Below are 24,678 nucleotides of genomic sequence, written 5' to 3'. Positions count from 1 at the left end.
CCCAGGCGTGAAGGTGTCAGAAGCATTCCTGCGAGGTGTGCAGGCCGTTGATCACGCCGACGCAGTGGCGCTGCGGCGGCGCTGCCCGCGGCCGCCGTAGCTGTGGCCGCGGCTGCGGAGCTTGTACCGGCAGCGCGACCTGCCGCAGCGCTGCGCCCGGCGCGGGAAGGAGGCTGTCCTTGGTCGCCCCCAGGGTCGCGGCCGCGGCCGGATCGACCTGGTTGCGCAGCGCCAGCGACAGCGTGCCCACGCTGCGCGCCAGGTCGAGCTTCTCGGCCTGCTCGGGCGTGACCTCGAGCGTCACCGCGTTGACGACCTTGGGCTTGGTCTCGTCGCGGCTGACTTCCTGCGCCACGGCCAGCACCAGGATGCGCTCGAGCACGATTTTCGAGATGTTGCGCTCGCGCTCCCCGCCCTGGGGCCGCGGCTGCGGCTCGGTTTCGGTGCTGACGATGATGTCGACGTAATTGCCGGGCAAGGCGAAGCCCGCCACACCGATCACGTCGTTGACGCGCACCGTGATGGCGCGCTTGCCCTCGGCGATCAGGGCCGACAGGCCGCCCAGGGTGCCGGCCGGCGCCAGCTTGGCCTCGCTCAGCGGTTCGCCCGCCAGCACGCTGGTGCGCAGCACCCGGCCGGCGAGCTTCTGCGGGTCGGCGAACGCGCCTTTCGGCACGCTGTCGGCCGGCCAGTCGACCAGCTTGACCATCTCGGGCGCAAGCCGCTGGCCGATATCGATATCGGCCACGGCCACCGCGATGCGGCCCGCGCTGGCCGCCGGGGCGTTCAGCAGCCATTGCGCGGCCAGCGCCACCGCGGCCAGGCCGAACACGACGGCCAGGGCCATCACGATCACGGCACGTTGGTTTTTCATCGCAGGTCTCCCATTGCAAGCGGGAGCGAGCCGGCGCCGAACAGGCTGCTCCAGGCCTGGGTCACGCTGTCCACGTCGAAGCGCGGCGTGCGTCCGGCGAAACCGGCGAAATCATGGATGCGCTGCACCAGCTCCTGCGGATAGGCCGCCAGCAGCGGACGCCGGGTGCGGCGGTGCAGCTCATTGACCAGGTAATCGAGCACGGCTTCGTCGGCCTCCAGCCGGCCCAGGCGCGCCTGGCGCCGCACCAGCGCGCGGTAGCCGGCCTCGCCCAAGGGCCCGATCGCGATGCGGTAGCCGATGCGGCGCAGGCAGGATTCGTCCAGCACCGATTCGGGCGCCAGGCTGGTGGCCAGCACCAGGCCGACATCGAAAGGCAGCGCATGGGCCGGGCCGCCGGGCACGGCCACGTGGTCGCGCCCGTGCTCGAAGGCCCCCAGCAGGCGATGCAGCAGCTCGCCGGCCGGCATGCGCTGGCGCCCGAGGTCGTCCACCACCAGCAGGCCGTTGTTGGCGCTCAGGTGCGGCGGCGCATGGAACACGCCGCTGCCGGGGTCGGCGCGCAGTTCGAGCATGTCGCGGGTCAGCTCGGCGCCGATGTGGACCAGGGGACGCTGGCACAGCGCCCAGCGCGCGTCGCAGCTGCGCCGCTCCTCCATGCGCCGGTTCGCCAGCGGCGCCGGATGCAGGGCGGGATCGTAGAGCTGCACGATCTCGTGCTTGACCAGCACCGCGTAGGGCACGGCGACCGGTTCCTGGCGCAGACGGGCGAATTTCCTGGCCAGCGTGGTCTTGCCGCTGCCGGAAGGGCCATACAGCATCAGCGGGCGGTTCGAATGCAGGGCCGCGCCGATGAGTTCGCGCACTGCCGGTTCGAGGCCGTCCTCGCCCAGCACCGCGCGCAGCTCGCCCGGCGTGACGCGCGCCCGCGCTGCGTCGTTCACTTCCAGGCGCAGCGACTGCTGCTCCACCACCGCGCGGTAGTGCGCCAGCGGCACCGGCGCCGGACCGCAGTAACGCGATTCGGCCAGGTAATCGGCGGCGGCGCGCTGCCCGAAGGCGGTCAGCTGGTAATGCACGTCGATGTCGGAATCGCCCGACCAGGCCACTTCGGCCTGCTGCGCCGCGATCAGGCCCTGCAGCACCTCGCGCACCACGCTCACCGACAGGCGCAGCCTGCCGGTCAGCACCGACAGCGGCGTCTTGCCGCCCGCGTGCATCGCCTTGACCACCAGGGCAGTGACGAAGCGCGGCTCGAGGCCGGTGTCGCGCAGGGTCCGCGCCTGGCGCGGCAGCACGGGAACGGCTTCGCCATCCGCCGGCGCAAGCTGCCCGCCGGGGCCTTCCGGCACCGGATCCCTCGCCGTGTAAACCGCTGCGGCTCCCGTTAGCGCTTCCATATTCTCACCTCCTGCTCAATACAAGTGTTCGAGAGAACTTGATTTGATTCTAGCGAGCGTCCATTGCCGGCCTTTGACGGTCCACAAAGGGCCACCCGGCCCCGATTAGCCATAGCGGCTTATCAAAATGATCATTGTTCCGACTGCAATCGCGACCCCGTAAGGCATGGAGCCGACGCTGTCCTGCCCTCCTGTGCCGAAGGCCTGCGCAAGCGGCAGGCGCAGCAGCGCGCCGCGCAGGATGGTCCAGAGATTCGACAGCACCGGTAACAGGCGGCCGCGGACGGCGACGATCGCCAGCGCCATGACGCCGCCCGCGCACCAGGCCAGGATGGCGATGTGCAGGGCCTCGAGCGGACCGGTGAAAGCGCCTACGGCGGCCATCATCTTGACGTCCCCGGCAGCCATGCCGCGGATCAGGTAAAACGGCAGGAAGACGACCAGGCCGGTAGCCATGCCGCCCAGCCAGGCCAGCACCCCGGCCAGGGGTGCGCCGGAGGCCAGGTGCAGGCCGAGTGCGCCCACCATCCCGGCCAGCAGCAGCCGGTTCGGAATGCGCCGGCTCGCCAGGTCGTTGACTGCCCCCGCCACCACCATCAGCAGCAGCAAGGTATCGAGATACGGTGCGACAAGCATGATGCACCCCCAAAAAAAAGCCCCCCGGGGCTGGCTGCAGCCACGAGGGGGCACGACGATCAGGTCGAGGTGGTGCCGGTGAGTGCGTTGACGACGTCCTGGAACGTGTCCTTGATCTCCGAGCCAAGCGTCTTGGCGACCGTGGCCATCGCGACCCCGATGAGCGCGGCGATCAGGCCATATTCGATGGCAGTCACACCGTTTTCATCGGCAACGAAGGTTTTGATGGCGGAGAACATCGTGTTCATGACAAACTCCTTATGGTGGTTGAGGGAACTGGCTGCGTCGGGGCCCCGTCGCTACTGCTTTGTTGCGTTTGCCAGTGAGTTCACTGTAGCGAATCATTCCATGCGGCAACTTGACTACAGTCAACTTTTCCTAGTGGAAACGGAAGATTCTGACGAGGAATAAACTGTCGGAAGGCGGGCACAGGACGGCGCAAGAGCGATGCCGGAAAATGAATAAATATTGATAAGAATAATTGCCCGTAATACAAAAAAGGATTATCCTGTTTCGCTTCGCCGCTCAAAAAAGCGGCACCATCGGTACCACGCCCCGTGCCTTTGACTGACGACGCTCCCGTGAACGACACCTTGCTGCGACACATGGTCGACATGACCGGCCACCGCGATCACACGATGCTGGACATCTCGGTGATCTCGGCGGTGCAGGAGCTGGGGCATGCCGTGCAGACGCGGGTGCTGAGCATCGTGACGGTGTGCGGCCAGAAGTTCGTGCGTTCGCGCGCCTGCATCCGCATGGGCGGCGTGGCCTGCCCGGAAGAACCCCGGGACGGCGCCAGCCCTGGCGAGCCGATCGCCAGCTATCCCGCCCTCGCGCACTGCCTCGAGAATCACGATTCGCGCGCCGAAGCAAGCGGCGGCGACGGCCTGCACCACCTGTGGCTGCCGGTCTGGTTCGGCGACAAGGCCGACACCTGCCTCGAGATCGCGCACCAGGGCCCGTTCACGCCGGAAGCCATCCACGTCATCAGCGGCATCGTCAGCGTCTACCGCAACTTCCAGACCCTGCTCGACTACAGCGAGCGCGATTCGCTCACCGGCCTGCTCAACCGCAAGACCTTCGACGACCAGCTGGCGCGCATGCTGCACGCCTCGGACAGCGAGCCGCTGGTGCCGGGCCAGCCGGAGCGGCGCCATCACGGCGGCGAGGAAAGGCAATGGCTGGCGGTGGTCGACGTCGACCATTTCAAGGGCGTGAACGACCGCTTCGGCCACCTGTACGGCGACGAGGTGCTGATCCTGATCGCCAACCTGCTGCAGTCTTCGTTCCGCGCCCAGGACCGCGTATTCCGCTTCGGCGGCGAGGAATTCGTGGTGCTGCTGCGCTCCACCACCCTCGAGAACGCGCGCAAGATCATCGACCGCTTCCGCACCAACGTCGAGAGCCACGATTTTCCGCAGGTGGGACGGGTGACGGTCAGCGTCGGCTTCACCAGCGTCAGCGCCAGCGATTCGCCGGTGGTCACGCTCGGCCACGCCGACCAGGCGCTCTACTACGCCAAGGCCAACGGCCGCAACCGCGCCTGCTACTACGAAGAGCTGGTCGCGCACGGCCTGCTGCAGACCGTGGCGACCAACGATACCGCCGAATTCTTCTAGCGCTTCTCCAGAGCAAACACGATCGCGTCCTCCAGGCGGTCGTCGCCCCAGAACATCTCCTCGCCCACGAAGAAGGTCGGCGCCCCGAACACGCCGCGCCGGCGCGCCGCCTCGGTCTGCTCGCGCAGCGCCAGCTTGTTGGCCTCGCTCAGGGCCGCGGCCAGCACCGCCTGCGGATCGTCCACCAGGCCGGCCAGCGCTTCCCGCACCCCTTCTTCCGACGCGATCTCCAGGTCGCGCACCCAGTTGCGCAGCATGATGCGGCGGCAGAACTCCCCGATCCACGGTGCGTCACGCCAGGCCAGCACCACCCGCAGCGGCAGCACGTTCTGGCGCGGGAATTCGCTCGGGCGCCTGAATGCCAGCCCATACTTCGCGGCGCGCCGCGCCACGTCGCGCCAGGCGTATTCGCCCTTCTCCTTCTGCTGTACGAAGGGCGCCGCCTCGAAGCCCAGTTCGCGGAAGATGGGACCGAGCAGGAAGGGCTTCCACGCCAGCCGCAGGCCGGCGCGCCGCACCAGCTCTTCGATGCGCATCACGGTGAGATAGCTGTAGTTGCTGCCGAATTCGAACCAGAACTCGACGACCGGCGGTGCTGAAGCATTCATCCCTGCTCCTCCTGTGTTGGTGGACTTGCCCAAAACGGAACCTGCGCACACACTGCCACAATCGCGATTCGACAACAAGTCAGGAGGCATAAATGAGACCAGTGCTGATCGTCACCGGCGCCGGTCGCGGCATCGGCGCCGCGGTGGCGCGCAAGGCGGCGGCGCGCGGCTACGCGGTCGCCGTCAACTACCAGCGCGACGCGCAGTCCGCCGAAGCGCTGGTGCGCGAGATCGCCGCGGCCGGCGGCGAGGCGTTGGCGATCCAGGCCGACATCGGGCAGGCGGAGGAAGTGGAGCGGCTGTTCGCGCGCGCGACAGGCGAACTGGGGGCGCCGGCAGCCCTGGTCAACAACGCCGGCATCACCGGCCGCATCGGCCCCTTCATGGACGCCGATCCGGCTTCGATCGAGACGGTGTTCCGCACCAACGTGCACGGGACCATGCACTGCAGCCGCGCCGCCGTGCGCTCCTTCCGCGCAAGCGGCACGCGCGGCGTGATCGTGAACCTGTCCTCGGTGGCGGCCAGCACCGGCAGCCCGGGCGAATATGTCCACTACGCCGCCAGCAAGGCCGCGGTCGAAGCGTTTACGCTGGGACTGGCGCGCGAGCTGGCGCCGGAAGGGATCCGGGTGTGCGCGGTGGCGCCGGGATCGACCCTGACGGATATCCACGCGGCCGCCGGCGAACCTGGGCGGCCCGCGCGCGTGGCGCCGAAGATCCCGATGCAGCGCCTGGCGACGCCGGAGGAGATCGCCGAACCGGTGCTGTGGCTGCTGTCGCCGGCCGCGTCCTACGTCACCGGGACGACCCTGCGCTGCGGCGGCGGGCTATAAGCGGCTCAGGCGACCTGCATGAAGCGCAACGGTTCGACGTTCCACTTCTCGGGCGACTCGTGGCGCACGATCTTGTCGCCGCCGCCGAAGCCCAGCGCCTTGGACAGGTCGACGGTTTCCGGCTTGATGTAGATTTGCTTCTTGGTGTTGAAGAAGACGTTGACCTTGGGCGTCAGCAGGCTGCTCTCGTGCGGCTCGACGACCACGCCCAGGCGGCCCGACTCCAGCAGCACCAGGGTGCCCACCGGGTAGATGCCGACGCAGCGCATGAATTCCTGGGCCAGGGTCGGGCTGAAGTGGAACTTGCTCCACTCGTAGATCTTGCGCAGCGCTTCGGCCGCCGACATGCCCTTGTGGTAGCAGCGGTCCGAGGTGATCGCGTCGTAGACGTCGACGATGGCCGCCATCTGGGCCAGCTCGCTGATCCGTCCTTCGGCCAGCTGTTCCGGGTAGCCGCTGCCGTCGCGGCGCTCGTGGTGGTGCAGGGTGATGTCGAGCGGGATGGCGCCGATCTCGGGCGACTTGCGCAGGAGGTCGTAGCCGTCGCGCGGATGGCGCTTGATGACCGCGAATTCCTCGTCGGTCAGGCGTCCCTGCTTGTTCAGGATGTGGTCGGGCACCAGGGCCTTGCCGGTATCATGCAGCAGTCCGCCCAGGCCGGCCTGGTAAATCGTGTCCTCGTCCATGCCGCGCGAACGGCAGAAGGCCACCAGCAGCGCGCACACGCTGACCGAGTGCAAGAAGGTGTAGTCGTCCTTGTTCTTGATGCGCAGCAGGCCGAGCAAGGCGCCGGAATTGCGCAGGATGGATTCGGTCACGCTCTGGACCACCGGACCGACCTTGTCGAGTTCGACCGCCTTGCCCAGGCGCGCGTCCTGCATCACGGTGCGCACCAGGCCGGCGGCCTGCTTGCGGATGTTGGCGGCGCGCGCCAGTTCCTCGCCCAGCGAGACGCGGGTGACCACGACCGGCTTGGTGGCGATGGCCGTCACTTCGGCCTCGGTGGCGGCATCGGCCTCGGCCAGGGTCGGGGCGTCGTCGATGTCCAGGCCGCGCGAACAATCGATGACCACACCGCGGATCTTGGCGTTGCGGATCTTGTAAATTTCCTCTTCCGTGGTCAACAGGAAGCGATTGCGCACGAAAGGATGCTCCATCCAGCCACAATCCAGGTCATGGATGAACATCCCGACCTTTAATTGTGAGGCATCCACCTTCTTCAACATCTTGATATCCTGCTATGTTAATCTCGCCGCCACGGCGCCCCCGGTGCAGTATAGCAACATTGCAGAGCGGAATTACACATTGTTGCCCGTAACACACATATTTTTCATATAAGAATCATGGAACTTCGCCAGCTGCGCTATTTCGTCGCCATCGTGGACCACGGCTCGCTTTCGCGCGCGGCCCTGGTGCTGCACGTCGCGCAGCCGGCCCTGACCCAGCAGCTGCGCCAGCTGGAAGAAGAACTGGGCGCCCAGCTGCTGCACCGCTCGGCCCACGGCGTGGTCAGCACCGATGCCGGCAAGGTGTTCTACGAGCACGCGCAGGCGATCCTGAAGCAGGTGGCGGACGCGCGCGCGGCCGTGGTGCAGTCGCTCGACCGGCCCTCGGGCAGCGTCTCGCTCGGCCTGCCGCACAGCATCTCGGGCGCCCTCGCCCTGCCCCTGCTGACGGCGGTGCGCGAGCGCTATCCCGAGATCACCCTGCAGCTGACCGAGGAAATCTCGGGCAACCTCACCGAGCAGCTCAAGTCCGGCCGCCTGAACCTGGCGGTGCTGTTCGACGACGCGCCCACCGTGCAGTTCACCGCCACGCCCCTGGTCGAGGAAGACCTGGTCTTCATCTGCAAGGCGGGTTCCGGCTTTTCCCCTGCAAACGCCAGTTTGAGTCTGGGCCAGGCCTTGGCCAGCACCCTGATCCTGCCGGCGCGCCAGCATGGCGTGCGGCCGCTGGTCGAGCAGGTGGCGCAAGGCGCCGGCCTGGCGCTGCGCAACGTCCTGGAGATCAACTCGATCGCCATCCTGCGCTCGGCCATCCTGGCCGACCTGGGCGCCACCCTGCTGCCGCGCGCGCCCTTCCAGGACGACCTGGCGCGCGGCGCCATGGCCGCCTGGCCCGTGCAGGACCCTGCCGTCACGCGCCGCGTGATCCTCTGCAGCTCGCGCAACATTCCGCTGACCAATGCGGCGGCGGCCATCGGACGCCTGGTGCGCGAAGTGACCGAGGACCTGTGTGCGCGCGGCGCCTGGCCGGGAGCCCGCCTGGCCTCCTGAATATCGGTCATCATTTTTTCTTATACCCCCATCCGGAATCCCTATTGGATTGTGGACGGGTAAATCCCTACACTCCACGCGGTCAAGAAGCGCCCACCACGCGCTTCCCCCACCGCTGCCCGCCTACCCGGCGCCGCAAGAGGATAAAAGCCGAATACCCTTTGGAGACTGCAATGCCCGATACCGTCATCCACGGCGCCGAACAGGCCCCCGTGTCCCCGGACTTCTCGTCCCGCCTCACCACCGTCACCCTGGACGACAAGTACACCGCGAAATCGGGCGCCATCTTCCTGTCCGGTATCCAGGCCCTGGTGCGCCTGCCGATGATGCAGCGCGAGCGCGACCTGGCCGCGGGCCTGAACACCGCCGGCTTCATCTCGGGCTACCGCGGCTCCCCGCTGGGCGGCCTGGACGAGACCCTGTGGAAGACGAAAAAACACCTGGAAGCCAACGACATCCAGTTCGTCCCGGGCGTGAACGAAGACCTGGCCGCCACCGCCGTCTGGGGCACCCAGACCGTGGACCTGATCGGCCCCGCCAAGGTCGACGGCGTGTTCGCCATGTGGTACGGCAAGGGCCCGGGCGTGGACCGCTGCGGCGACGTCTTCAAGCACATGAACCACGCCGGCACCGCCAAGCATGGCGGCGTGCTGCTGGTGGCCGGCGACGACCACGGCGCCTATTCCTCGACCCTGCCGCACCAGTCCGACCACATCTTCTCGGCCTGCATGATCCCGGTGCTCTACCCCTGCAACGTGCAGGAATACCTGGATTTGGGCGTGCACGGCTGGGCCATGTCGCGCTACTCGGGCTGCGCGGTCGCCTTCAAGGCCCTGGCCGATACGGTCGAATCGAGCGCCTCGGTCGATGCCGACCCGTTCCGCGTCGAGGTGAAATATCCGAAGGACTTCGCGATGCCGGAAGGCGGCCTGAATACCAAGCTGTCCTCGGTCCCGCTGGGCCAGCAGGCGCGCGCCCAGGAAGCGCTGATGCAGGACTATAAGATCTACGCGGCCCTGGCCTACGCCCGTGAAAACAAGCTGAATCGCACCACCATCGACAGCGCCAACGCCAGGCTGGGCATCATCGCGTCCGGCAAATCCTACCTGGACGTGCTGGAAGCGCTGGAAGAACTGGGCATCGACGAAGCCATGGCCGCCAAGGTCGGCCTGCGCCTGTACAAGGTCGCCATGATCTGGCCGCTGGAACCGGAAGGCGTGCGCGAATTCGCGCAAGGCCTGGAAGAGATCCTGGTGGTCGAAGAGAAGCGCCAGGTCGTCGAATACCAGCTCAAGGAACAGCTGTATAACTGGCGCGACGACGTGCGTCCCCACATCGTCGGCAAGTTCGACGACAAGGGAGAGTGGGTCGCGCCGCGCGGCGACTGGCTGCTGCCCCCTAAAGCAGACTTCTCGGTGGCCCAGGTCGCGCGCGTGATCGCCGGCCGCATCGCCCGCCTGGACCTGGACAGCGCCACGCGCGACCTGATCAAGGCGCGCCTGGCCTTCCTGGACGCCAAGGACGCCGTGCTGCAGAAGGCCATCACCACGCCCTTCCGCCCGGCCTTCTACTGCTCCGGCTGCCCGCACAACACCTCGACCAAGGTGCCGGACGGCTCCTTCGCGCTGGCCGGCATCGGCTGCCACGTGATGGCGACCTCGATCTACCCTGAAATGAACAAGCTGACCACCCACATGGGCGGCGAAGGCACGCCGTGGATCGGCCAGGCCGCGTTCTCGCAAGTGCCGCACGTGTTCCAGAACCTGGGCGACGGCACCTACTTCCACTCGGGCTACCTGGCGATCCGCGCGGCGGTGGCGGCCAAGGTCAACATCACCTACAAGATCCTGTACAACGACGCGGTCGCGATGACCGGCGGCCAGCCGGTCGACGGCCAGACCTCGGTGCCGATGATCGCCCAGCAGATGGCGGCCGAAGGCGTCAAGCGCATCGCCCTGGTCACCGAAGACCTGTCGCGCTATGCGGATCGCAGCAACCTGCCGGCCCTGGTCACCCTGCACGACCGAAAGCACATGGACGACATCCAGCGCGAGCTGCGCGAGCTGCCGGGCGTGACCGTCATCATCTACGACCAGACCTGCGCCGCCGAGAAGCGCCGCCGCCGCAAGAAAGGCGAGTTCCCCGACCCGGCCCAACGCATGGTGATCAACGAAGCCGTGTGCGAAGGCTGCGGCGACTGCGGGATCCAGTCGAACTGCGTCTCGATCCTGCCGAAGGAAACGGAATTCGGCCGCAAGCGCCAGATCGACCAGTCCTCGTGCAACAAGGACTTCTCCTGCGCCAAGGGCTTCTGCCCGAGCTTCGTGACCGTCGAAGGCGGCACGCTCAAGAAGAGCAAGGCCGGTGTGTCGAAGAACGGCGCCGACGACGGCTGGGGCGAACTCCCTGCCCCGGTCCTGCCGGGCGTCGAGCATCCGTACAACATCCTGATCAACGGCATCGGCGGCACCGGCGTGATCACCGTCGGCGCCCTGATGGGCATGGCCGCCCACCTCGAGGGCAAGGGCGCCTCGGTGCTGGACATGACCGGCATGAGTCAGAAGAACGGCTCGGTCACCTCGCACGTGAAGATCGCCGCCACCCCGCAGCGCCTGCGCGCCCAGCGCATCGCCACCGGCGAAGCGGACCTGATCCTCGGCTGCGACATCCTGACCACCGGCGCGGCCGATGCGGTCTCGAAGATGCGTCCGGGCCGCACCCTGGCCATCGTCAACCTGCACGAGCAGCCGACCGGCACCTTCGCGCAGCAGCGCGACTGGGAATTCCCGTCGGGCGACGTGCGCGCGCTGATCCTGGAAGCCGTGGGCGGCGAGTCGGGCGTCGATTTCGTCGATGCGACCAGGCTGGCCACCGCGCTGATGGGCGACTCGATCGCGACGAACCTGTTCCTGATGGGTTACGCCTGGCAGAAGGGCCGCATCCCGCTGAGCGAAGCCGCCCTGCTGCGCGCGATCGAGCTGAATGGCGTGGCCGTGGCCTCGAACAAGATGAGTTTCCTGTGGGGCCGCCGCGCCGCCGTGGACTTCAAGCGCGTCGAAAAGCAGGCGACGCCAAGCCAGACCGTCGTGATCCAGATGCCGCAAAGCCTGGACAGCGTGATCAAGAAGCGCGTCGAACACCTGACCGGCTATCAGGACGCGGCCTATGCGGCCGTGTATGAAGACCTGGTCAAGCGCGTGCGCGAGGCCGAATCCGCGAAAGGCCTGGGCAACAAGCTGTCGATGGCCGTGGCGAAGAACTACGCCAAGCTGATGGCCTACAAGGACGAATACGAAGTGGCGCGCCTGTACACCGACGGCCGTTTCGTCGAGCAGCTCAAGACCCAGTTCGAAGGCGGCTTCTCGCTGAGCTTCAACCTGGCCCCGCCGCTGCTGGCCAGGAAGGACGCCAAGGGCCACATGGTCAAGGCCAAGTATGGTTCGTGGATGTTCGGCGCGTTCAAGATGCTGGCCAAGCTCAAGGGCCTGCGCGGCGGCGCCTTCGACGTGTTCGGCTACACGGCCGAGCGCAAGATGGAGCGTGCGCTCATTGGCGAATACCGCGAGATGGTGGAAGGCCTGCTGGGCAAGCTGGATGCGTCGAACTACGCCGATGCCGTCGAGCTGGCGGCGCTGCCCGACCAGATCCGCGGTTTCGGCCACGTGAAGGAAAAGGCCGTGGCCGAGTACCGTGCGCGCAAGGCGGAGCTGCTGTCCGGCAACGTCAAGCGCCGCGCCGCATAAGTCACCGCCAACTTCAAACAACGTCGTCCCGGCGCAGGCCGGGACCCAAGTTCCCCGCCGCGAGCCGCAACAGCGTGAGTAGTACGCGACAAACTTGGGTTCCGGCCTTCGCCGGAACGACGGGCGGGGGCTGCGTACCCGGCTTGACGTTAACGTTAACGTCATATACCGTACCAGAATCCCGTCCTCATCCGATTCCAAGGACTCACTCCATGAACGACATCACCTCCGCCGCCAAGCTCGACCTGCCGGAACAGCCGAAACTCGCCAACAAGGTGCGCTTCGTCACCGCCGCCTCCCTGTTCGACGGCCACGACGCCTCGATCAACATCATGCGCCGCATCCTGCAGTCGAACGGCGCCGAGGTCATCCACCTCGGCCACAACCGCTCGGTCGACGAAGTCGTGACCGCCGCGCTGGCCGAAGACGTGCAAGGCATCGCCATCTCGAGCTACCAGGGCGGCCACGTCGAATACTTCAAGTACATGATCGACCTGCTGAAGCAACGCGGCGGCGCACACATCAAGGTGTTCGGCGGCGGCGGCGGCGTGATCGTGCCGCAGGAAATCGAAGAACTGCACGCCTATGGCGTCACCCGCATCTTCAGCCCGGAAGACGGCCAGCGCATGGGCCTGGTCGGCATGATCCGCTCGATGCTGGAAGCCTGCGACATCGACCTGTCCCCGTATGCCCCGACCTCGATCGACGCCCTGCAGCAGGGCGAAATCGGCGCGCGCCACCGTCCGCTGGCCCAGCTGATCACCGCGCTGGAAAACGGCAAGGCCGACGCCGGCCTGCGCGACCAGATCGTGAATGCCGCCGAATCGGTGAAAACCCCGGTCCTCGGCATCACCGGCACTGGCGGCGCGGGCAAGTCCTCGCTGACCGATGAACTGATCCGCCGCATCCGCCTCGACCAGGGCGACCGCCTGAACATCGCGGTGATCTCGATCGACCCGTCGCGCCGCAAGTCGGGCGGCGCCCTGCTGGGCGACCGCATCCGCATGAATGCGATCAATCCTTGGAATGGCCAGGCGCGCGTCTTCATGCGCTCGCTCGCCACCCGCGAAGCCGGCTCGGAAATCTCGCAGGCCCTGCCTGACGTGATCGCCGCCTGCAAGGTGGCCGGTTTCGATCTCGTCATCGTCGAGACCTCGGGCATCGGCCAGGGCGACGCCGCCATCGTCCCGCACGTCGACACCTCGATGTACGTGATGACCCCGGAATTCGGCGCCGCCTCGCAGCTGGAGAAGATCGACATGCTCGACTTCGCAGACTTCATCGCCATTAACAAGTTCGACCGCAAGGGCGCCCAGGATGCGCTGCGCGACGTCGCCAAGCAGTACCAGCGCAACCGCGAACTGTGGAGCAAGTCGCCGGACGAAATGCCGGTGTTCGGCACCCAGGCCTCGCGCTTCAACGACGACGGCGTCACCGCCCTCTACCACGGCCTGCTGCCGAAACTGGCCGAGCTGGGCCTGAAGGTCGAAGCGGGCAAGCTGAACGCCCCGTCGCAGAAGTACTCGAGCGGCAAGAACGTGATCGTGCCGCCGGCCCGCGCGCGCTACCTGGCCGAGATCGCCGACACCGTGCGCGGCTACCACCGCAACACCACTAAGCAGGTCAAGCTGGCGCGCGAGCGCCAGCAGCTGACGGAAACCAAGCGCATGCTGGCCGCGGCCAACCGTGACGTGGTTCTCGACGACCTGATCACGGAACGCGACAACGCCATGGAAGGCGGCGCCAAGAAGCTGCTGGCCATGTGGCCGGACATGCAGGCCGCCTACGCCGGTGAAGACTACGTCGTGAAGATCCGCGACAAGGAAATCCGCACCCGCCTGGTCCAGAAGACCCTGTCGGGCAACCCGATCCGCAAGGTGGCGCTTCCGAAATTCGAAGACCACGGCGAGATCCTGCGCTTCCTGATGCTGGAAAACGTGCCGGGCTCCTTCCCCTACACGGCCGGCGTGTTCGCCTTCAAGCGCGAGGGCGAAGACCCGACCCGCATGTTCGCGGGCGAAGGCGACGCCTTCCGCACCAACAAGCGCTTCAAGCTGGTGTCGACCGGCATGGATGCGAAACGCCTGTCGACCGCCTTCGACTCGGTGACCCTGTACGGCGCCGACCCGGCCCTGCGTCCCGACATCTACGGCAAGGTCGGCAACTCGGGCGTGTCGATCGCGACCCTGGACGACATGAAGGTGCTGTACGACGGTTTTGATTTGTGCAGCCCGTCGACCTCGGTCTCGATGACCATCAACGGCCCGGCCCCGACCATCCTGGCGATGTTCATGAACACCGCCATCGACCAGCAGATCGACAAGTTCGTGCTTGACAACGGCCGCCAGCCGACCGACGACGAAGCGCAGAAGATCAAGGACTGGGTCCTGATGAACGTGCGCGGCACCGTGCAGGCCGACATCCTGAAGGAAGACCAGGGCCAGAACACCTGCATCTTCTCGACCGAGTTCTCGCTCAAGGTCATGGGCGACATCCAGGAATACTTCGTGCACCACCAGGTGCGCAACTTCTACTCGGTGTCGATCTCGGGCTACCACATCGCAGAAGCGGGCGCGAACCCGATCTCGCAGCTGGCCTTCACGCTCTCGAACGGCTTCACCTTCGTGGAAGCCTACCTGGCGCGCGGCATGCACATCGACGATTTCGCCCCGAACCTGTCCTTCTTCTTCTCGAACGGCATGGATCCGGAGTACACGGTGCTGGGCCGCGTGGCGCGCCGCATCTGGGCGGTGGCGATGCGCGACAAGTACGGCGCCAACGAGCGTTCGCAGAAGCTCAAGTACCACATCCAGACCTCGGGACGCTCGCTGCACGCGCAGGAGATCGACTTCAACGACATCCGCACCACCCTGCAGGCGCTGATCGCGATCTACGACAATTGCAACTCGCTGCACACCAACGCCTACGACGAAGCGATCACCACGCCGACCGACGAATCCGTCCGCCGCGCACTGGCGATCCAGCTGATCATCAACCGCGAATGGGGCCTGGCGAAGAACGAGAACCCGAACCAGGGTTCCTTCATCATCGACGAGCTGACCGACCTGGTCGAAGAGCAGGTGCTGCAGGAGTTCGAGCGCATCGCCGAACGCGGCGGCGTGCTGGGCGCGATGGAGACCGGCTACCAGCGCGGCAAGATCCAGGAAGAGTCGATGCTGTACGAGCACAAGAAGCACGACGGCTCGCTGCCGATCATCGGCGTGAACACCTTCCGCAACCCGAACGGCGCGGGCGCACCGACGACGATCGAGCTGGCGCGTTCGACCGACGACGAGAAGCAGTCGCAGCTGACCCGCCTGGAAGCCTTCCACGCGCGCAACGCCGACAAGGCGCCAGCGGCCCTGGCCGCGCTGCAGCAGGCGGCGATCGACAACGAGAACGTGTTCGCCAGGCTGATGGACGCGGTGCGGGTGTGCTCGCTGGGGCAGATCACCACGGCGCTGTTCGAGGTGGGTGGGCAGTATCGCCGCAATATGTAACCCGGTGCTTAACGGAAAAGGGCGCGGTATCCGCGCCCTTTTTTATTCCTCCACTGCTTTGAGAAACCTGGGTTCTACGCAAACGCTACCGCATACACCGGCGGCAAATTCCCCGCCACCGCGTGCCAGCTGTCCCCGCCGTTATCCGACACCCACACATTCCCGGTCGTCGACCCCATGATCAGGGTGCGCCCATCCTCGTGCACCGCCAGCCCGTGGCGGTACACCAGGTCATAGCAATGCTCCTGCGGCAGCCCCGCCCTGAGCACGTCGAAGGTCTTGCCCCCATCCCGGGTACGCGTCACCGCCAGCGACGCCCCCAGGGGAATGCGGCGCTCATCCTTCTCCGCCGGCACGAACCAGGCCGTCTGCCCGTCGCGCGGATGCGCCGCCACCGCGAAGCCGAAATGCGACAGCGGCATGTTCCTGATCTCCTGCCAGCTGCGCCCCGCATCGCCCGAACGCCAGACCCCGTTATGGTGCTGGCACCACAGCACGTCCGGCTCGCCCGCGCAGCGCACGATGCGGTGCGGGTCCTGGGCTTCCTCATTGTCCTGCATGTCCGGCGGCATGTAGTCGGCGCGCATGCCCCTGGCGCTGAGCGCCCAGCTGGCGCCGCCGTCCTCTGTGCGCCAGGCGCCGGCGCAGGAAATCCCCACCAGCAGGCTGCGGCTGTCGCGCGGGTCGACGCTGATGCTGTGGATGCCGGGATCGTCGTAGCCGCCGCCGAACCACTGCGGCCGGCCCGGCATGTCCCACAGCGGGCGCACCAGCTCCCAGCTGTCGCCGCGGTCGCCGGAGCGGAACAGGCCGCCCGGCAGGGTCCCCGCCCACAGCACGCCCGGCTGGTCGGCGCCGCCGGCTTCCAGCGACCAGATCAGCTTGTTGGTCCATTCGACCTTCTCTTCCAGGCCCTCCGGCTTGGGCGGATAGGCCGGCGCCGGCAGTTCGGTCCAGATCTCGCCCTGCTTGCGGTGCAGCTTGACGCCGAAGTGGCCCAGGTTCAGGGCCGCGTACAGCGTCCCGTCGCGCCGGTCCGGCAGCACCATCGACACCGGGTCGCCCAGGAAGTGCACCGGGCCGAATTCCCAGCGCGAGCCGGTGAACGACAATTCGAACAGTCCCTTGCGGGTCGCCACATAAGCCTGCATGCTCATCCTCCGGATAGTGCCTGCAGCACGTAGACCTTGCTGTCAGGCTGAAGCGGGTCGTCGAGGCGCCGCGTGTCGGCGCAGCGCCGGCCATCGATGAAGATCACGACGTTGGGACGCAGGCAGCCCTGGTCGTCCAGCACGTAGCCGCGCAAGCGCGGGTTGAGGGCGAACGCGCTGTCCAGGCCTTCGCGCAGCCGCCCTGCGGAGGTGGCGACCTCGGGGACGCTGGTGAAGCGCGCCAGTTGCTGTGTAAAGAAGAGCTGCGCCATGATCCTTCCATCGACATCGGGTTTGCCGCCCTTTGCGAATGGCGTGGGCATTGCATGGCTGGCAAACCTACAATGTAGCCGTGAACCATTCGCGGAGCAACGCATGCCGATCAAACCGGAGCAACTCGCCGCCCTGATGCAGGAAGTCGAACAGGAAGACCCGATCGACTTTGCCGACCTGCCCTTCCCCGAAGACGAACTGCGCGCCCTGGTCGCCACCCATTTGTGCGAGATGGCCGCCTCGATGGAAAAATTCAGCACCGAAGACCGCCTGATGACCCTGCTGGCCGTCTCGGCCAAGCTGGTACTGGAAAACCTGGTCCTGCATGTCCAGCTCCTGCGGCGCCATGGGCTGCCGGTGAGCGACAATGTCGAGGCCCTGCTGAGCCGCCTCAGGAGGGGCGAGGAACCGGGTGCGCAATCCGGCGAAGAGTGAGCGCCAGTTGGTACAAAAGCATGCTTGCTTAACTGTCATGGCAAGTCCGCAACACTCCTTGCCATTGATTCCCTTCTAAGCAAGCTGTTCGGGTATTATTGTCGATGTGGAAACTCTTCCCCCCGGCTGTCCCGGGCCATCTTCGCCGTGATACTACTTAAAAGGAAAGATTCAATGTCGCGTCACGTCCATAAGCTCACTCTTACCGCAGCCCTCGTTTCCGGCGCCCTCGTGCTGGGCGGCCTGGCCGGCTGCAACCGCACCGAATCGACCGCGACCCTGCTGGCCGAAGCGAAGGCGTACCAGGAAAAGGGAGACCGCAAGGCAGCAATGATCCAGCTGAAGAATGCGGTGGCCCAGAGTCCGGAAGACGGCGAGGCGCGTTTCCAGCTGGGCTCCCTGCACCTGGACAGCGGCGACGCCGTGTCGGCCGAGAAGGAATTGCGCAAGGCCGCCAGCCTGGGCATTGCGGCCGACCGCACCCTGCCGCTGCTGGCGCGCGCGCTGCAGGCCCAGGGCCAGTCCGACAAGGTACTGGAAACCCTGACGGCCGACAAGGCCAAGGGCTCGCCCATCCTGCTGGCCCTGCGCGGCGACGCCCTGCTGGAGCAGCGCAAGCCCGAGGAAGCCAAGCAGGCCTACGACGCGGCCCTGCAGCTCGACCCCGCCACCGGCGAAGCCCTGGTCGGCCTGGCGCGCCACGCCCTGTTCAGCCAGGATGCGGCTGCCGCCGAGCGCTATGCCGTCGAGGCCGTGACCAAGGACCCCAAGAATCCGGAAGCCTGGCTGTTCCAGGGCAGCATCCTGCGCGCCCTCAACAAGCCGGACGAGGCGATGAAGGCCTATGACCAGGTCATCGCCCTGCGCCCGCACGACCGCGTGGCCTATGTCGAAAAGGCCTATATCGAGATCAACCAGGGCAAGTTCGACGCCGCCAAGGCCTCGATCGAAGCCGCGCGCAAGCATGCCCCGGGCAACTTGCTGGCCAACTATGCCCAGGCCCTGCTCGACTACACCCAGGGCAAGCATGCCCAGGCCCAGGAATCGCTGCAAAAAGTGCTCAAGAGCGCTCCCGAACACCTGCCCAGCATCCTGCTGGCCGGCGCGGTGGAGCTGAACCTGGGGGCCCACCAGCAGGCCGAGCTCTACCTGCGTAAATACCTGAACGCCAATCCGGACAACGTCTACGCGCGCAAGCTGCTGGCCCAGACCCTGCTGAAGAGCTCGCAGCCCAAGGATGCGGCCGAGGCGCTGGCCCCGGCGCTCAAGAACGCCACCGACGACCCGCAGCTGCTGGCCCTGGCCGGCCAGTCCTACATGCAGGTGCGCGACTTCGCCAAGGCGACCTCCTATTTCGAGAAGGCCAGCGAACTGGCGCCGAAAGTGGCGGCGCTGCGCACTTCGCTGGGCCTGTCGCGCCTGGGCCAGGGCGACCAGGCCAAGGGCCTGAACGACCTGCAGGCGGGCGCCACGCTCGACCCGAAATCGGCTGACGGCGGCATCGCGCTGGTGCAGGCCCAGCTGGGCATGAAACAGTACGACAAGGCCCTGGCCACCGCCCAGCAGCTGGCCAAGCAGCAGCCATCCAACGTCCAGGTGCATTACCTGCTCGGCCTGGTGCACCTGGCCAAGCAGGACGCGCCATCCGCGCGCGCCGCCTTCGAGCAATCGGTCAAGCTGCAGCCGGCCTTCTATCCGGGCGCCACCGCCCTGGCCGAACTCGACATGCGCGAGCGCAAGATCGATGCGGCCAAGTCCCGCTTCAACGGCGTGCTCAAGGCCGAGCCGAAGAACATCGGCGCCATGGTCGCCCTGGCGAACATCGCCATGTACGAGAAGAAGCCGGCCGAAGCGACCAAGTGGCTCGAGCAGGCCAGCAACGAGAATCCGGGCGCGGTCGCGCCGCTGCTCAAGCTGGGCGCGCACTACCTGGCCCAGAAGGAGAACCAGAAGGCCCTCAACCTGGCGCGCAAGGCCAGCACCGAGAACCCGACCCAGCCCGACCTGCTCGACCTGCTGGGCCAGGCCCAGCTGGCCAATAACGACGCCGCCGGCGCGCTGGAAACCTACAGCAAGCTGACCAGCGTGCTGCCGAAGTCGGCAGTGGCCCAGTACCGCCTGGCCAATGCCCACGTGGCCCTGAAGAACGAAAGCGCCGCGGCCGACGACATCAAGCGCGCCCTGGCCCTGCAGCCGGACTATGTGCCGGCCCACCTGGCCCAGGTCGAGCTGGCGATGCGCGCCAAGAAGCCGGAACTGGCGCTCGACAGCGCGCGCGCCCTGCAGAAACAGCCGGACAACGCCGCCATCGGCTACGTGCTGGAAGGCGACCTGCTGGCGCGCGACGGCAAGCAGGCCCAGTCCCTGGCCCTGTACGAAAAGGCCTTCGAGCTGCAGCCGAGCACCAAGGTGCTGCTGACCATCCACCGCGCCATGACCGCCGCCGGCAAGGAAGCCCAGGCCGACGCCCGCCTGGCCGAATGGAGCAAGAAGCGTCCGCAGGACATGCTGGCGGCCACCTACATGGCCGAGCGCAGCCTGGCCAAGGGCCAGCTCAAGCAGGCCGCCGCGCAGTTCGAGGCGATCGTGAAGAGCTCGCCGAACAACGGCGTGGCCCTGAACAACCTGGCCTGGACCTACCAGCAGCTGAAGGATCCGAAGGCGCTCGAGACCGCCGAGCTGGCCTACCGCGCGAGCGGCGACCACCCGGCGGTGATGGACACGCTGGGCGCGATCCTCACCGAACGGGGCGACCTCAAGCGCGCCGTACCCCTGCTGCAGAAGGGGGTGAGCCTGGCGCCCAGCAGCGGCGACCTGCGCCTGCACCTGGCCCAGGCCCTGATCAAGTCGGGCGACAAGGCCGGCGCGAAGAAGGAACTGGAAGTGCTGGCGACCAAGGGCAAGGGACCCGGGGCCGAGCAGGCGAAGGAACTTCTCAAGCAGCTGTAAGTCAAACAAAAACGCCACCGCAAGGTGGCGTTTCAGCATCATTAGTTATAATTTTGCAATTTCTTTCTGGCACGCCCGTGCCGGCGGTGCTAGGATACAAGAACCACTATGTCGTCCATCCGGGCCACTCCTGCGGAGAGAGAATATGACCACGCTAAATTCAACGGAATTGAAAGATTTAATCTCTGAACCGGGGAGCGCACGTTACAGCTCAGCTACCGAAGGGTCTCCGGCCTCATGTGATAGGATCACCGACGTGGCCATCAACGAAAAATCTTTCGGGATTCGGGTTGCCGATACGGATCAGGGCCGAAGCAAGGCCAGTTTACTGATCAATAAAATGTATGCCTGGCGCGGTTACGCCGGCACGCATCGTCTTGACGACGACCCCAACCGAATCACCCTCTCCGCATCCGACCACGGCGAAGTGGTGGGCACGGTGACGCTCGGCATCGATTCCGGCGTGGGCCTGCTGGCCGACGAGATCTTCAAGGACGAGATCGACCAGTTCCGCGCACGGGGCGGCAAGGTGTGCGAGATCACCAAGCTGGCCTTCGATCCCAAGGTGCGCTCCAAGATGGCGCTGGCCTCGCTATTCCACATCCTGTTCATCTACGGCCGCCGCATCCACAACTGCACCGACGTCTTCATCGAGGTCAATCCGCGCCACCGCCGCTTCTACGAGACCATGCTGGGCTTTACCCGCCTGGGCGAGATGCGCACCAATCCGCGCGTCGACGCGCCGGCCTGGCTGCTGTGGAGCAGCCTGGACCAGGTACAGGAGCAGATCGAGCGTTTCGGCGGCACCAGCAACCACCCGGGCAACGAGCGTTCGCTGTTCCCGTATTTCTTCTCGCAGAAGGAAGAAGAAGGCATTACCCGGCGTTTGATGTCGCTGGGCTAACCACCTCTTATGCCTGGGAGGCGGCCTGCGCAAGCAGGCCGTTTTCGTTTGGGCCGCCCTCGAAACGCTCCAGGATCGGCAGCACCAGGCGGCGCATGAACAGCCCCACCCCGCCCCAGAGCGTAATGAACCACAGCGGCACGCCACCCGGCGGCGGATCCGGATAAAACCAGTTACCGCTCAGGACGCCTGAATATTCGATCAGGGCGCCCAGCAGGATCATGTAGCCGGTATAGGCCAGGTCTTCGCGCTCATGGAACAGCACCAGCCCGATGGCCAGCAGGACGCCGGTGACGGCGAGCAGGGTATTGCCGTCGTGGATGGTAGCGAAGGCGGCCGAATAGGCAAGCGCCAGGGCCCAGACGGCGGCACGGCGGTCGTGCGCGGCTTTGCCGCCCAGGACGCGGCGCGTGTGCAGCAGGTAGAAGCCCCACATGAACAATTCCCACACCGGCATGCCCAGCACGTCGGGCTCGCTGAAGGTGAAGATCCCCTGGGCCAGCGAAGCGGCGTTCATGCCGGTGAAGAACAGGTTGACGACCACGAAGAACACGGCTTCCACCTTGGTGAGGCGGCCGAAGCTCAGGGTCCACAGGACCAGCAAAGCCACCAGCTTGCCGGGGTTGGACGGCACGAAGGCAAGGATGGCCATTACCAGTGGCACTTGCAACAAGAGACGGAGTGGAATGCGCATGACGGACAGTAGACTATGTTTCCGTCAATATTGTCAATAAAGTCAATTCGGCAGACGAAAAAAAGGCCTCCGAAGAGGCCTTTTCCGAGGGAAGGAAGACGCTTAGTCTTTCTTCTGGCGGCGGCGCAGGGCGACGCCCATGCCGACCATTGCCAGGCCCATCAGCGACAGGGCGCCCGGTTCCGGCACTTCGGAATATGCCTGGCCCGGATCGTCGATACGAGCACCGAGGATGTTGTTGGCGCCATTGCCCCAGTTCGGGTTGTAGTTGTAGCTGTTCTTGAAGCGCAGGTCGCGCAGGCCTTGCCAGCTCGAGAACCAATCCGAATCCAGCTGATCAGCCCACAGGCCGCCGGCCGACATATCGACCGATGCGTAGGAGTCGGCGGTGCCCGAGAAGCCGTTGCTGCTCGGAATTTGGTCGCCAACGATGGTGTTGTTCGGGTCGATGGTGTCCATGCCGGTGTCGAAGAACAGGCGAGCCAGGAAGGTGCCTTCGGTGAAGCCGGTAGCGCAGCTGAAGCCGCAACGCACGCCCGGGTTGATGGTGTCCAGGGTGGTCTTGGTCATGCTGTTCAGGTCACGCCAGTACAGGTCCATGTAGCCCTTGGTAGCCGGGAACGGATTGTTCGCGTTCGGAGTGCCTTGCTCGACGCCGTAGAACATGCCGGTCACCTGACCGCCGCCCAGGCCATTGACGAAGAAGATATCGCCGGTCGGATCGATCTGGTCGTTCGGGGTGTTGACCGAGCCGCGTTCCATGGTCGAGATGGTGAACACGCCCCAGTTGATTTCGTTGGAACCCGCCCAGGTCGTGGCGCCGTTGATGGCGATTTGTTCCTGACCCGAGAATTTCAGGTAGATCGGGCCCGGCGGCAGTTCAGTAGCCGGTGCGGCATATGCGCCAAAGCTCATGGCAGCGCCGAATGCGAGAGCGAGAATCTTTTTCATGCTTTCTCCAAGAGATAAAGAAGTTCGTTTGATTGATAACGACACCGACATCCTCTCTTTAGCAAACCCTGTGCCAGCGTTTAAAGATCCTCGCTAAGTGGTTGAAATTGCATGTTATTTGACAATGTTAACAATTCTGGATGGCCGTGCTGGCTCTAGCATTGTAAAAATTCTCGACAAATTAATTGACAAAGATAAATAATTTATATCAATTAACGATACCTGCCTGGCGCCAACAAATCGTGGGGATCGAGCTCGCGTCGCAGCCGCTCGTGCAGGCGCTGCGAGTCCTGCGTGAGGGCGGCCAGCTCGGGCATGGCGGAGATCGCCACGCGGTAGGGGAAGAAACCCTGCTCGCGGCCGCGCAGGATCAGCTCGCGGTAGCAGGCCTGGGCGGCCTCCACGGCGGCTGGAGAATTGCGGTCGAACAACAAAGGCACGGTACTGTCGAATAATTTGTCACTTAGCGAAGTGAAGGTCAGCAGCGGCTCCATGCCGTGCTTGCGGGTGATGGCGCCGACCATCTCGACATAGGCGCGCGCCCTCTCGGGGCGCATCGGCACCAGCGGCGCATACCAGATCAGGCCGCAGCCGTCGCGGGCCGGATTGCGCGGCTGTCCGCCATCGCCGCTGCCGTTTGGATTGCGCCAATAGGCCAGCGGCAAGGCCGTCTCGTTGGGACGCCCGCCCGCCAGCTCCAGCGAGCGCGCCAGGGTGGCGGCGGTGCTGGCCAGGCGCTGGCCGGCCGCGCCCGGCAGCCAGCCCGCCAGCCGGCGCAGGGTATTGGCATTGTCCTGGCTCAGGAACAGCATGCGGCTGGCCACGCCCTTGAGGGCGGCGCGGATTTCCTTCTGGGCCGCGGCCACCATGCGCCGGGTGCCGTACAGGGTGCCGAAGCCGGTCCAGGGAAAGATCTGGTATTGCCTTCCCAGTTCCTCCACCAGCGCGGGCGGCATCAGGCCGTCCGGGCCCAGGCGGTCGGCCGGATACGGCGCCGACATCGCCAGCACCCGGTGCCGGTTCATCAGGTTCAGCCCGGCCACGGTGCCGGGCAGCTTGCCGAGGATGGCGCGGATGCGTTCGATCGCCGGCTCCAGCAGGGCGTCGTCCTTCAGGCTGAACAGGCAGACCTTGACCACCTCGGGCCGGCGCGCCAGGACGATGCTCATGCGCGTGACCACGCCCAACCCGCTCTGGGTGAACAGGCCGGCCGAATAGGCGCCGATGCCCCACTTGAACAGGCGCGCCAGCTCCTCGCCGCCGGCTTCGCGCATCGCGGTGCGGTAGCGGCTGCCGTCGGCCAGCACCGCTTCCAGGTCGGTCACGGCGGCGAAGTGGTCGGTATAGGGGGTGACGCCGTAGCCGCGCTCGAGCGCATTGCCCAGCAGGCTGCACTCGGGGCCGGCGCCGGTGGTCGGCACCATGAAGGGGTAGCCATGGCTGTCGAGGTAGGCGGCCAGCTCGCCCTGGGTCACGCCCGGCTCCAGGGTCACCACGCCCATCTCCTCATCGAAGTGCAGGATGCGGTTCATGCCGGACAAGTCGAGGATCACGCAGGCGCCGTTGACCGCCAGCGCGCTGCCGTAGCCCCAGTTGCGCCCGGTGCTGACCGGGTAGACCGGCACCCGGTGGCGCTGGGCGATGCGCATCACTTCGGGCAGCTTTGCGCCGTCCACGATGCGCAGCGCCGCTGGAACGCTGCGTTCGATGCCGGTGGTGTCGCGCCCGTAGGCGGCGGTGGCGGCGGCCCCGGATAGGACGTGTTCGTGGCCGAGCAAGGCCCGCCACTCGGCGACGGCCGCCTCGAGCGCGGTGTGGGTTGTTTCCAT

Annotated in this window: 19 protein-coding genes; 8 read left to right on the top strand and 11 right to left on the bottom strand. The window is 66.1% G+C overall.

Annotation, left to right across the window (positions count from 1 at the left end):
• Positions 1–16 precede the first annotated feature (16 nt).
• The 4 genes from cpaB to J8847_RS12770 all read right to left on the bottom strand — a co-directional run bounded on the left by cpaB (position 17) and on the right by J8847_RS12770 (position 3,158).
• On the bottom strand, positions 17–874 hold the full coding sequence (gene cpaB, locus J8847_RS12785) for a Flp pilus assembly protein CpaB (protein WP_211525095.1): 858 nt from the start codon (positions 872–874) through the stop codon (positions 17–19).
• Positions 871–2,274 (bottom strand): ATP-binding protein, encoded by a 1,404-nt coding sequence (locus tag J8847_RS12780; RefSeq protein WP_229512779.1) that lies wholly within the window; start codon positions 2,272–2,274, stop codon positions 871–873. The genes cpaB and J8847_RS12780 overlap by 4 nt, the downstream gene beginning before the upstream one ends.
• 105 nt (positions 2,275–2,379) lie before the next feature.
• Positions 2,380–2,910: a prepilin peptidase gene (locus tag J8847_RS12775; RefSeq protein WP_211525094.1), complete on the bottom strand. Its 531-nt coding sequence runs from the start codon at positions 2,908–2,910 to the stop codon at positions 2,380–2,382.
• Between the two features lie 59 nt (positions 2,911–2,969).
• Entirely contained in the window at positions 2,970–3,158 is a 189-nt protein-coding gene (locus J8847_RS12770) for a Flp family type IVb pilin (RefSeq protein ID WP_229429802.1), read from the bottom strand.
• 357 nt (positions 3,159–3,515) lie between these two features.
• Between J8847_RS12770 and J8847_RS12765 the strand changes: the two genes are divergently transcribed.
• Positions 3,516–4,532, top strand: coding sequence for a GGDEF domain-containing protein (locus J8847_RS12765; protein ID WP_211525142.1), 1,017 nt, complete (start codon positions 3,516–3,518; stop codon positions 4,530–4,532).
• On the opposite strand, the gene J8847_RS12760 is transcribed toward J8847_RS12765, so the two are convergent.
• A complete protein-coding gene (locus tag J8847_RS12760; protein WP_211525093.1) occupies positions 4,529–5,140 on the bottom strand; it encodes a 2-hydroxychromene-2-carboxylate isomerase in 612 nt (203 codons plus the stop codon). The two genes, J8847_RS12765 and J8847_RS12760, sit on opposite strands and share 4 nt — an antisense overlap.
• Before the next feature lie 92 nt (positions 5,141–5,232).
• Between J8847_RS12760 and J8847_RS12755 the strand changes: the two genes are divergently transcribed.
• Positions 5,233–5,973 carry an SDR family oxidoreductase gene (locus J8847_RS12755; protein ID WP_211525092.1) on the top strand — a complete coding sequence of 247 codons (741 nt, stop codon included), beginning with the start codon at positions 5,233–5,235 and terminating at the stop codon, positions 5,971–5,973.
• A 5-nt stretch (positions 5,974–5,978) separates the two neighbouring features.
• Here the strand turns inward: J8847_RS12755 and J8847_RS12750 are convergent, their stop codons facing one another.
• Entirely contained in the window at positions 5,979–7,199 is a 1,221-nt protein-coding gene (locus J8847_RS12750; protein WP_211525091.1) for an HD-GYP domain-containing protein, read from the bottom strand.
• Positions 7,200–7,316: 117 nt separating this feature from the next.
• On the opposite strand from J8847_RS12750, the gene J8847_RS12745 reads away from it, so the two are divergent.
• From J8847_RS12745 to icmF, 3 genes are all read left to right on the top strand, one after another.
• Positions 7,317–8,249, top strand: coding sequence for a LysR substrate-binding domain-containing protein (locus tag J8847_RS12745; protein WP_211525090.1), 933 nt, complete (start codon positions 7,317–7,319; stop codon positions 8,247–8,249).
• Between the two features lie 173 nt (positions 8,250–8,422).
• The gene (locus J8847_RS12740; RefSeq protein ID WP_211525089.1) at positions 8,423–11,992 is read left to right on the top strand and encodes an indolepyruvate ferredoxin oxidoreductase family protein; all 3,570 of its coding nucleotides are present in this window, start codon (positions 8,423–8,425) and stop codon (positions 11,990–11,992) included.
• Between the two features lie 212 nt (positions 11,993–12,204).
• Positions 12,205–15,492: a fused isobutyryl-CoA mutase/GTPase IcmF gene (gene icmF, locus J8847_RS12735; protein ID WP_211525088.1), complete on the top strand. Its 3,288-nt coding sequence runs from the start codon at positions 12,205–12,207 to the stop codon at positions 15,490–15,492.
• A 74-nt stretch (positions 15,493–15,566) separates the two neighbouring features.
• Here the strand turns inward: icmF and J8847_RS12730 are convergent, their stop codons facing one another.
• Positions 15,567–16,649 (bottom strand): glycoside hydrolase, encoded by a 1,083-nt coding sequence (locus J8847_RS12730; RefSeq protein WP_211525087.1) that lies wholly within the window; start codon positions 16,647–16,649, stop codon positions 15,567–15,569.
• A complete protein-coding gene (locus J8847_RS12725) occupies positions 16,646–16,915 on the bottom strand; it encodes a MoaD/ThiS family protein (protein ID WP_211525086.1) in 270 nt (89 codons plus the stop codon). Before J8847_RS12725 ends, J8847_RS12730 begins: the two co-directional genes overlap by 4 nt.
• A gap of 103 nt (positions 16,916–17,018) precedes the next feature.
• Between J8847_RS12725 and J8847_RS12720 the strand changes: the two genes are divergently transcribed.
• From J8847_RS12720 to J8847_RS12710, 3 genes are all read left to right on the top strand, one after another.
• A complete protein-coding gene (locus tag J8847_RS12720; RefSeq protein WP_211525085.1) occupies positions 17,019–17,351 on the top strand; it encodes a hypothetical protein in 333 nt (110 codons plus the stop codon).
• Positions 17,352–17,525: 174 nt separating this feature from the next.
• On the top strand, positions 17,526–20,300 hold the full coding sequence (gene prsT / locus J8847_RS12715) for an XrtA/PEP-CTERM system TPR-repeat protein PrsT (RefSeq protein WP_211525084.1): 2,775 nt from the start codon (positions 17,526–17,528) through the stop codon (positions 20,298–20,300).
• A 256-nt stretch (positions 20,301–20,556) separates the two neighbouring features.
• Positions 20,557–21,204 carry a GNAT family N-acetyltransferase gene (locus J8847_RS12710; RefSeq protein WP_373888813.1) on the top strand — a complete coding sequence of 216 codons (648 nt, stop codon included), beginning with the start codon at positions 20,557–20,559 and terminating at the stop codon, positions 21,202–21,204.
• A 7-nt stretch (positions 21,205–21,211) separates the two neighbouring features.
• On the opposite strand, the gene J8847_RS12705 is transcribed toward J8847_RS12710, so the two are convergent.
• From J8847_RS12705 to J8847_RS12695, 3 genes are all read right to left on the bottom strand, one after another.
• Positions 21,212–21,856 (bottom strand): DUF2878 family protein, encoded by a 645-nt coding sequence (locus J8847_RS12705; protein WP_211525082.1) that lies wholly within the window; start codon positions 21,854–21,856, stop codon positions 21,212–21,214.
• A 144-nt stretch (positions 21,857–22,000) separates the two neighbouring features.
• Positions 22,001–22,849, bottom strand: coding sequence for a PEP-CTERM sorting domain-containing protein (locus J8847_RS12700; protein ID WP_229512777.1), 849 nt, complete (start codon positions 22,847–22,849; stop codon positions 22,001–22,003).
• 212 nt (positions 22,850–23,061) lie between these two features.
• On the bottom strand, positions 23,062–24,678 hold the full coding sequence (locus J8847_RS12695; protein ID WP_211525081.1) for an FAD-binding oxidoreductase: 1,617 nt from the start codon (positions 24,676–24,678) through the stop codon (positions 23,062–23,064).

This window comes from Massilia sp. AB1 (assembly GCF_018119385.1).
Classification (GTDB): Bacteria; Pseudomonadota; Gammaproteobacteria; order Burkholderiales; family Burkholderiaceae_D; genus Telluria.
Note: the sequence above shows the minus strand (reverse complement) of the source record. Positions and strands in the feature narration are given on the sequence as shown.

Excerpts from the sequence above, each read along its gene's own strand:
- cpaB (WP_211525095.1), bottom strand. The coding sequence starts at position 874 with ATGAAAAACCAACGTGCCGTGATCGTGATGGCCCTGGCCGTCGTGTTC.
- J8847_RS12780 (WP_229512779.1), bottom strand. The coding sequence starts at position 2,274 with ATGGAAGCGCTAACGGGAGCCGCAGCGGTTTACACGGCGAGGGATCCG.
- J8847_RS12775 (WP_211525094.1), bottom strand. The coding sequence starts at position 2,910 with ATGCTTGTCGCACCGTATCTCGATACCTTGCTGCTGCTGATGGTGGTG.
- J8847_RS12770 (WP_229429802.1), bottom strand. The coding sequence starts at position 3,158 with ATGAACACGATGTTCTCCGCCATCAAAACCTTCGTTGCCGATGAAAAC.
- J8847_RS12765 (WP_211525142.1), top strand. The coding sequence starts at position 3,516 with ATGGTCGACATGACCGGCCACCGCGATCACACGATGCTGGACATCTCG.
- J8847_RS12760 (WP_211525093.1), bottom strand. The coding sequence starts at position 5,140 with ATGAATGCTTCAGCACCGCCGGTCGTCGAGTTCTGGTTCGAATTCGGC.
- J8847_RS12755 (WP_211525092.1), top strand. The coding sequence starts at position 5,233 with ATGAGACCAGTGCTGATCGTCACCGGCGCCGGTCGCGGCATCGGCGCC.
- J8847_RS12750 (WP_211525091.1), bottom strand. The coding sequence starts at position 7,199 with ATGTTGAAGAAGGTGGATGCCTCACAATTAAAGGTCGGGATGTTCATC.
- J8847_RS12745 (WP_211525090.1), top strand. The coding sequence starts at position 7,317 with ATGGAACTTCGCCAGCTGCGCTATTTCGTCGCCATCGTGGACCACGGC.
- J8847_RS12740 (WP_211525089.1), top strand. The coding sequence starts at position 8,423 with ATGCCCGATACCGTCATCCACGGCGCCGAACAGGCCCCCGTGTCCCCG.
- icmF (WP_211525088.1), top strand. The coding sequence starts at position 12,205 with ATGAACGACATCACCTCCGCCGCCAAGCTCGACCTGCCGGAACAGCCG.
- J8847_RS12730 (WP_211525087.1), bottom strand. The coding sequence starts at position 16,649 with ATGAGCATGCAGGCTTATGTGGCGACCCGCAAGGGACTGTTCGAATTG.
- J8847_RS12725 (WP_211525086.1), bottom strand. The coding sequence starts at position 16,915 with ATGGCGCAGCTCTTCTTTACACAGCAACTGGCGCGCTTCACCAGCGTC.
- J8847_RS12720 (WP_211525085.1), top strand. The coding sequence starts at position 17,019 with ATGCCGATCAAACCGGAGCAACTCGCCGCCCTGATGCAGGAAGTCGAA.
- prsT (WP_211525084.1), top strand. The coding sequence starts at position 17,526 with ATGTCGCGTCACGTCCATAAGCTCACTCTTACCGCAGCCCTCGTTTCC.
- J8847_RS12705 (WP_211525082.1), bottom strand. The coding sequence starts at position 21,856 with ATGGCCATCCTTGCCTTCGTGCCGTCCAACCCCGGCAAGCTGGTGGCT.
- J8847_RS12700 (WP_229512777.1), bottom strand. The coding sequence starts at position 22,849 with ATGAAAAAGATTCTCGCTCTCGCATTCGGCGCTGCCATGAGCTTTGGC.
- J8847_RS12695 (WP_211525081.1), bottom strand. The coding sequence starts at position 24,678 with ATGGAAACAACCCACACCGCGCTCGAGGCGGCCGTCGCCGAGTGGCGG.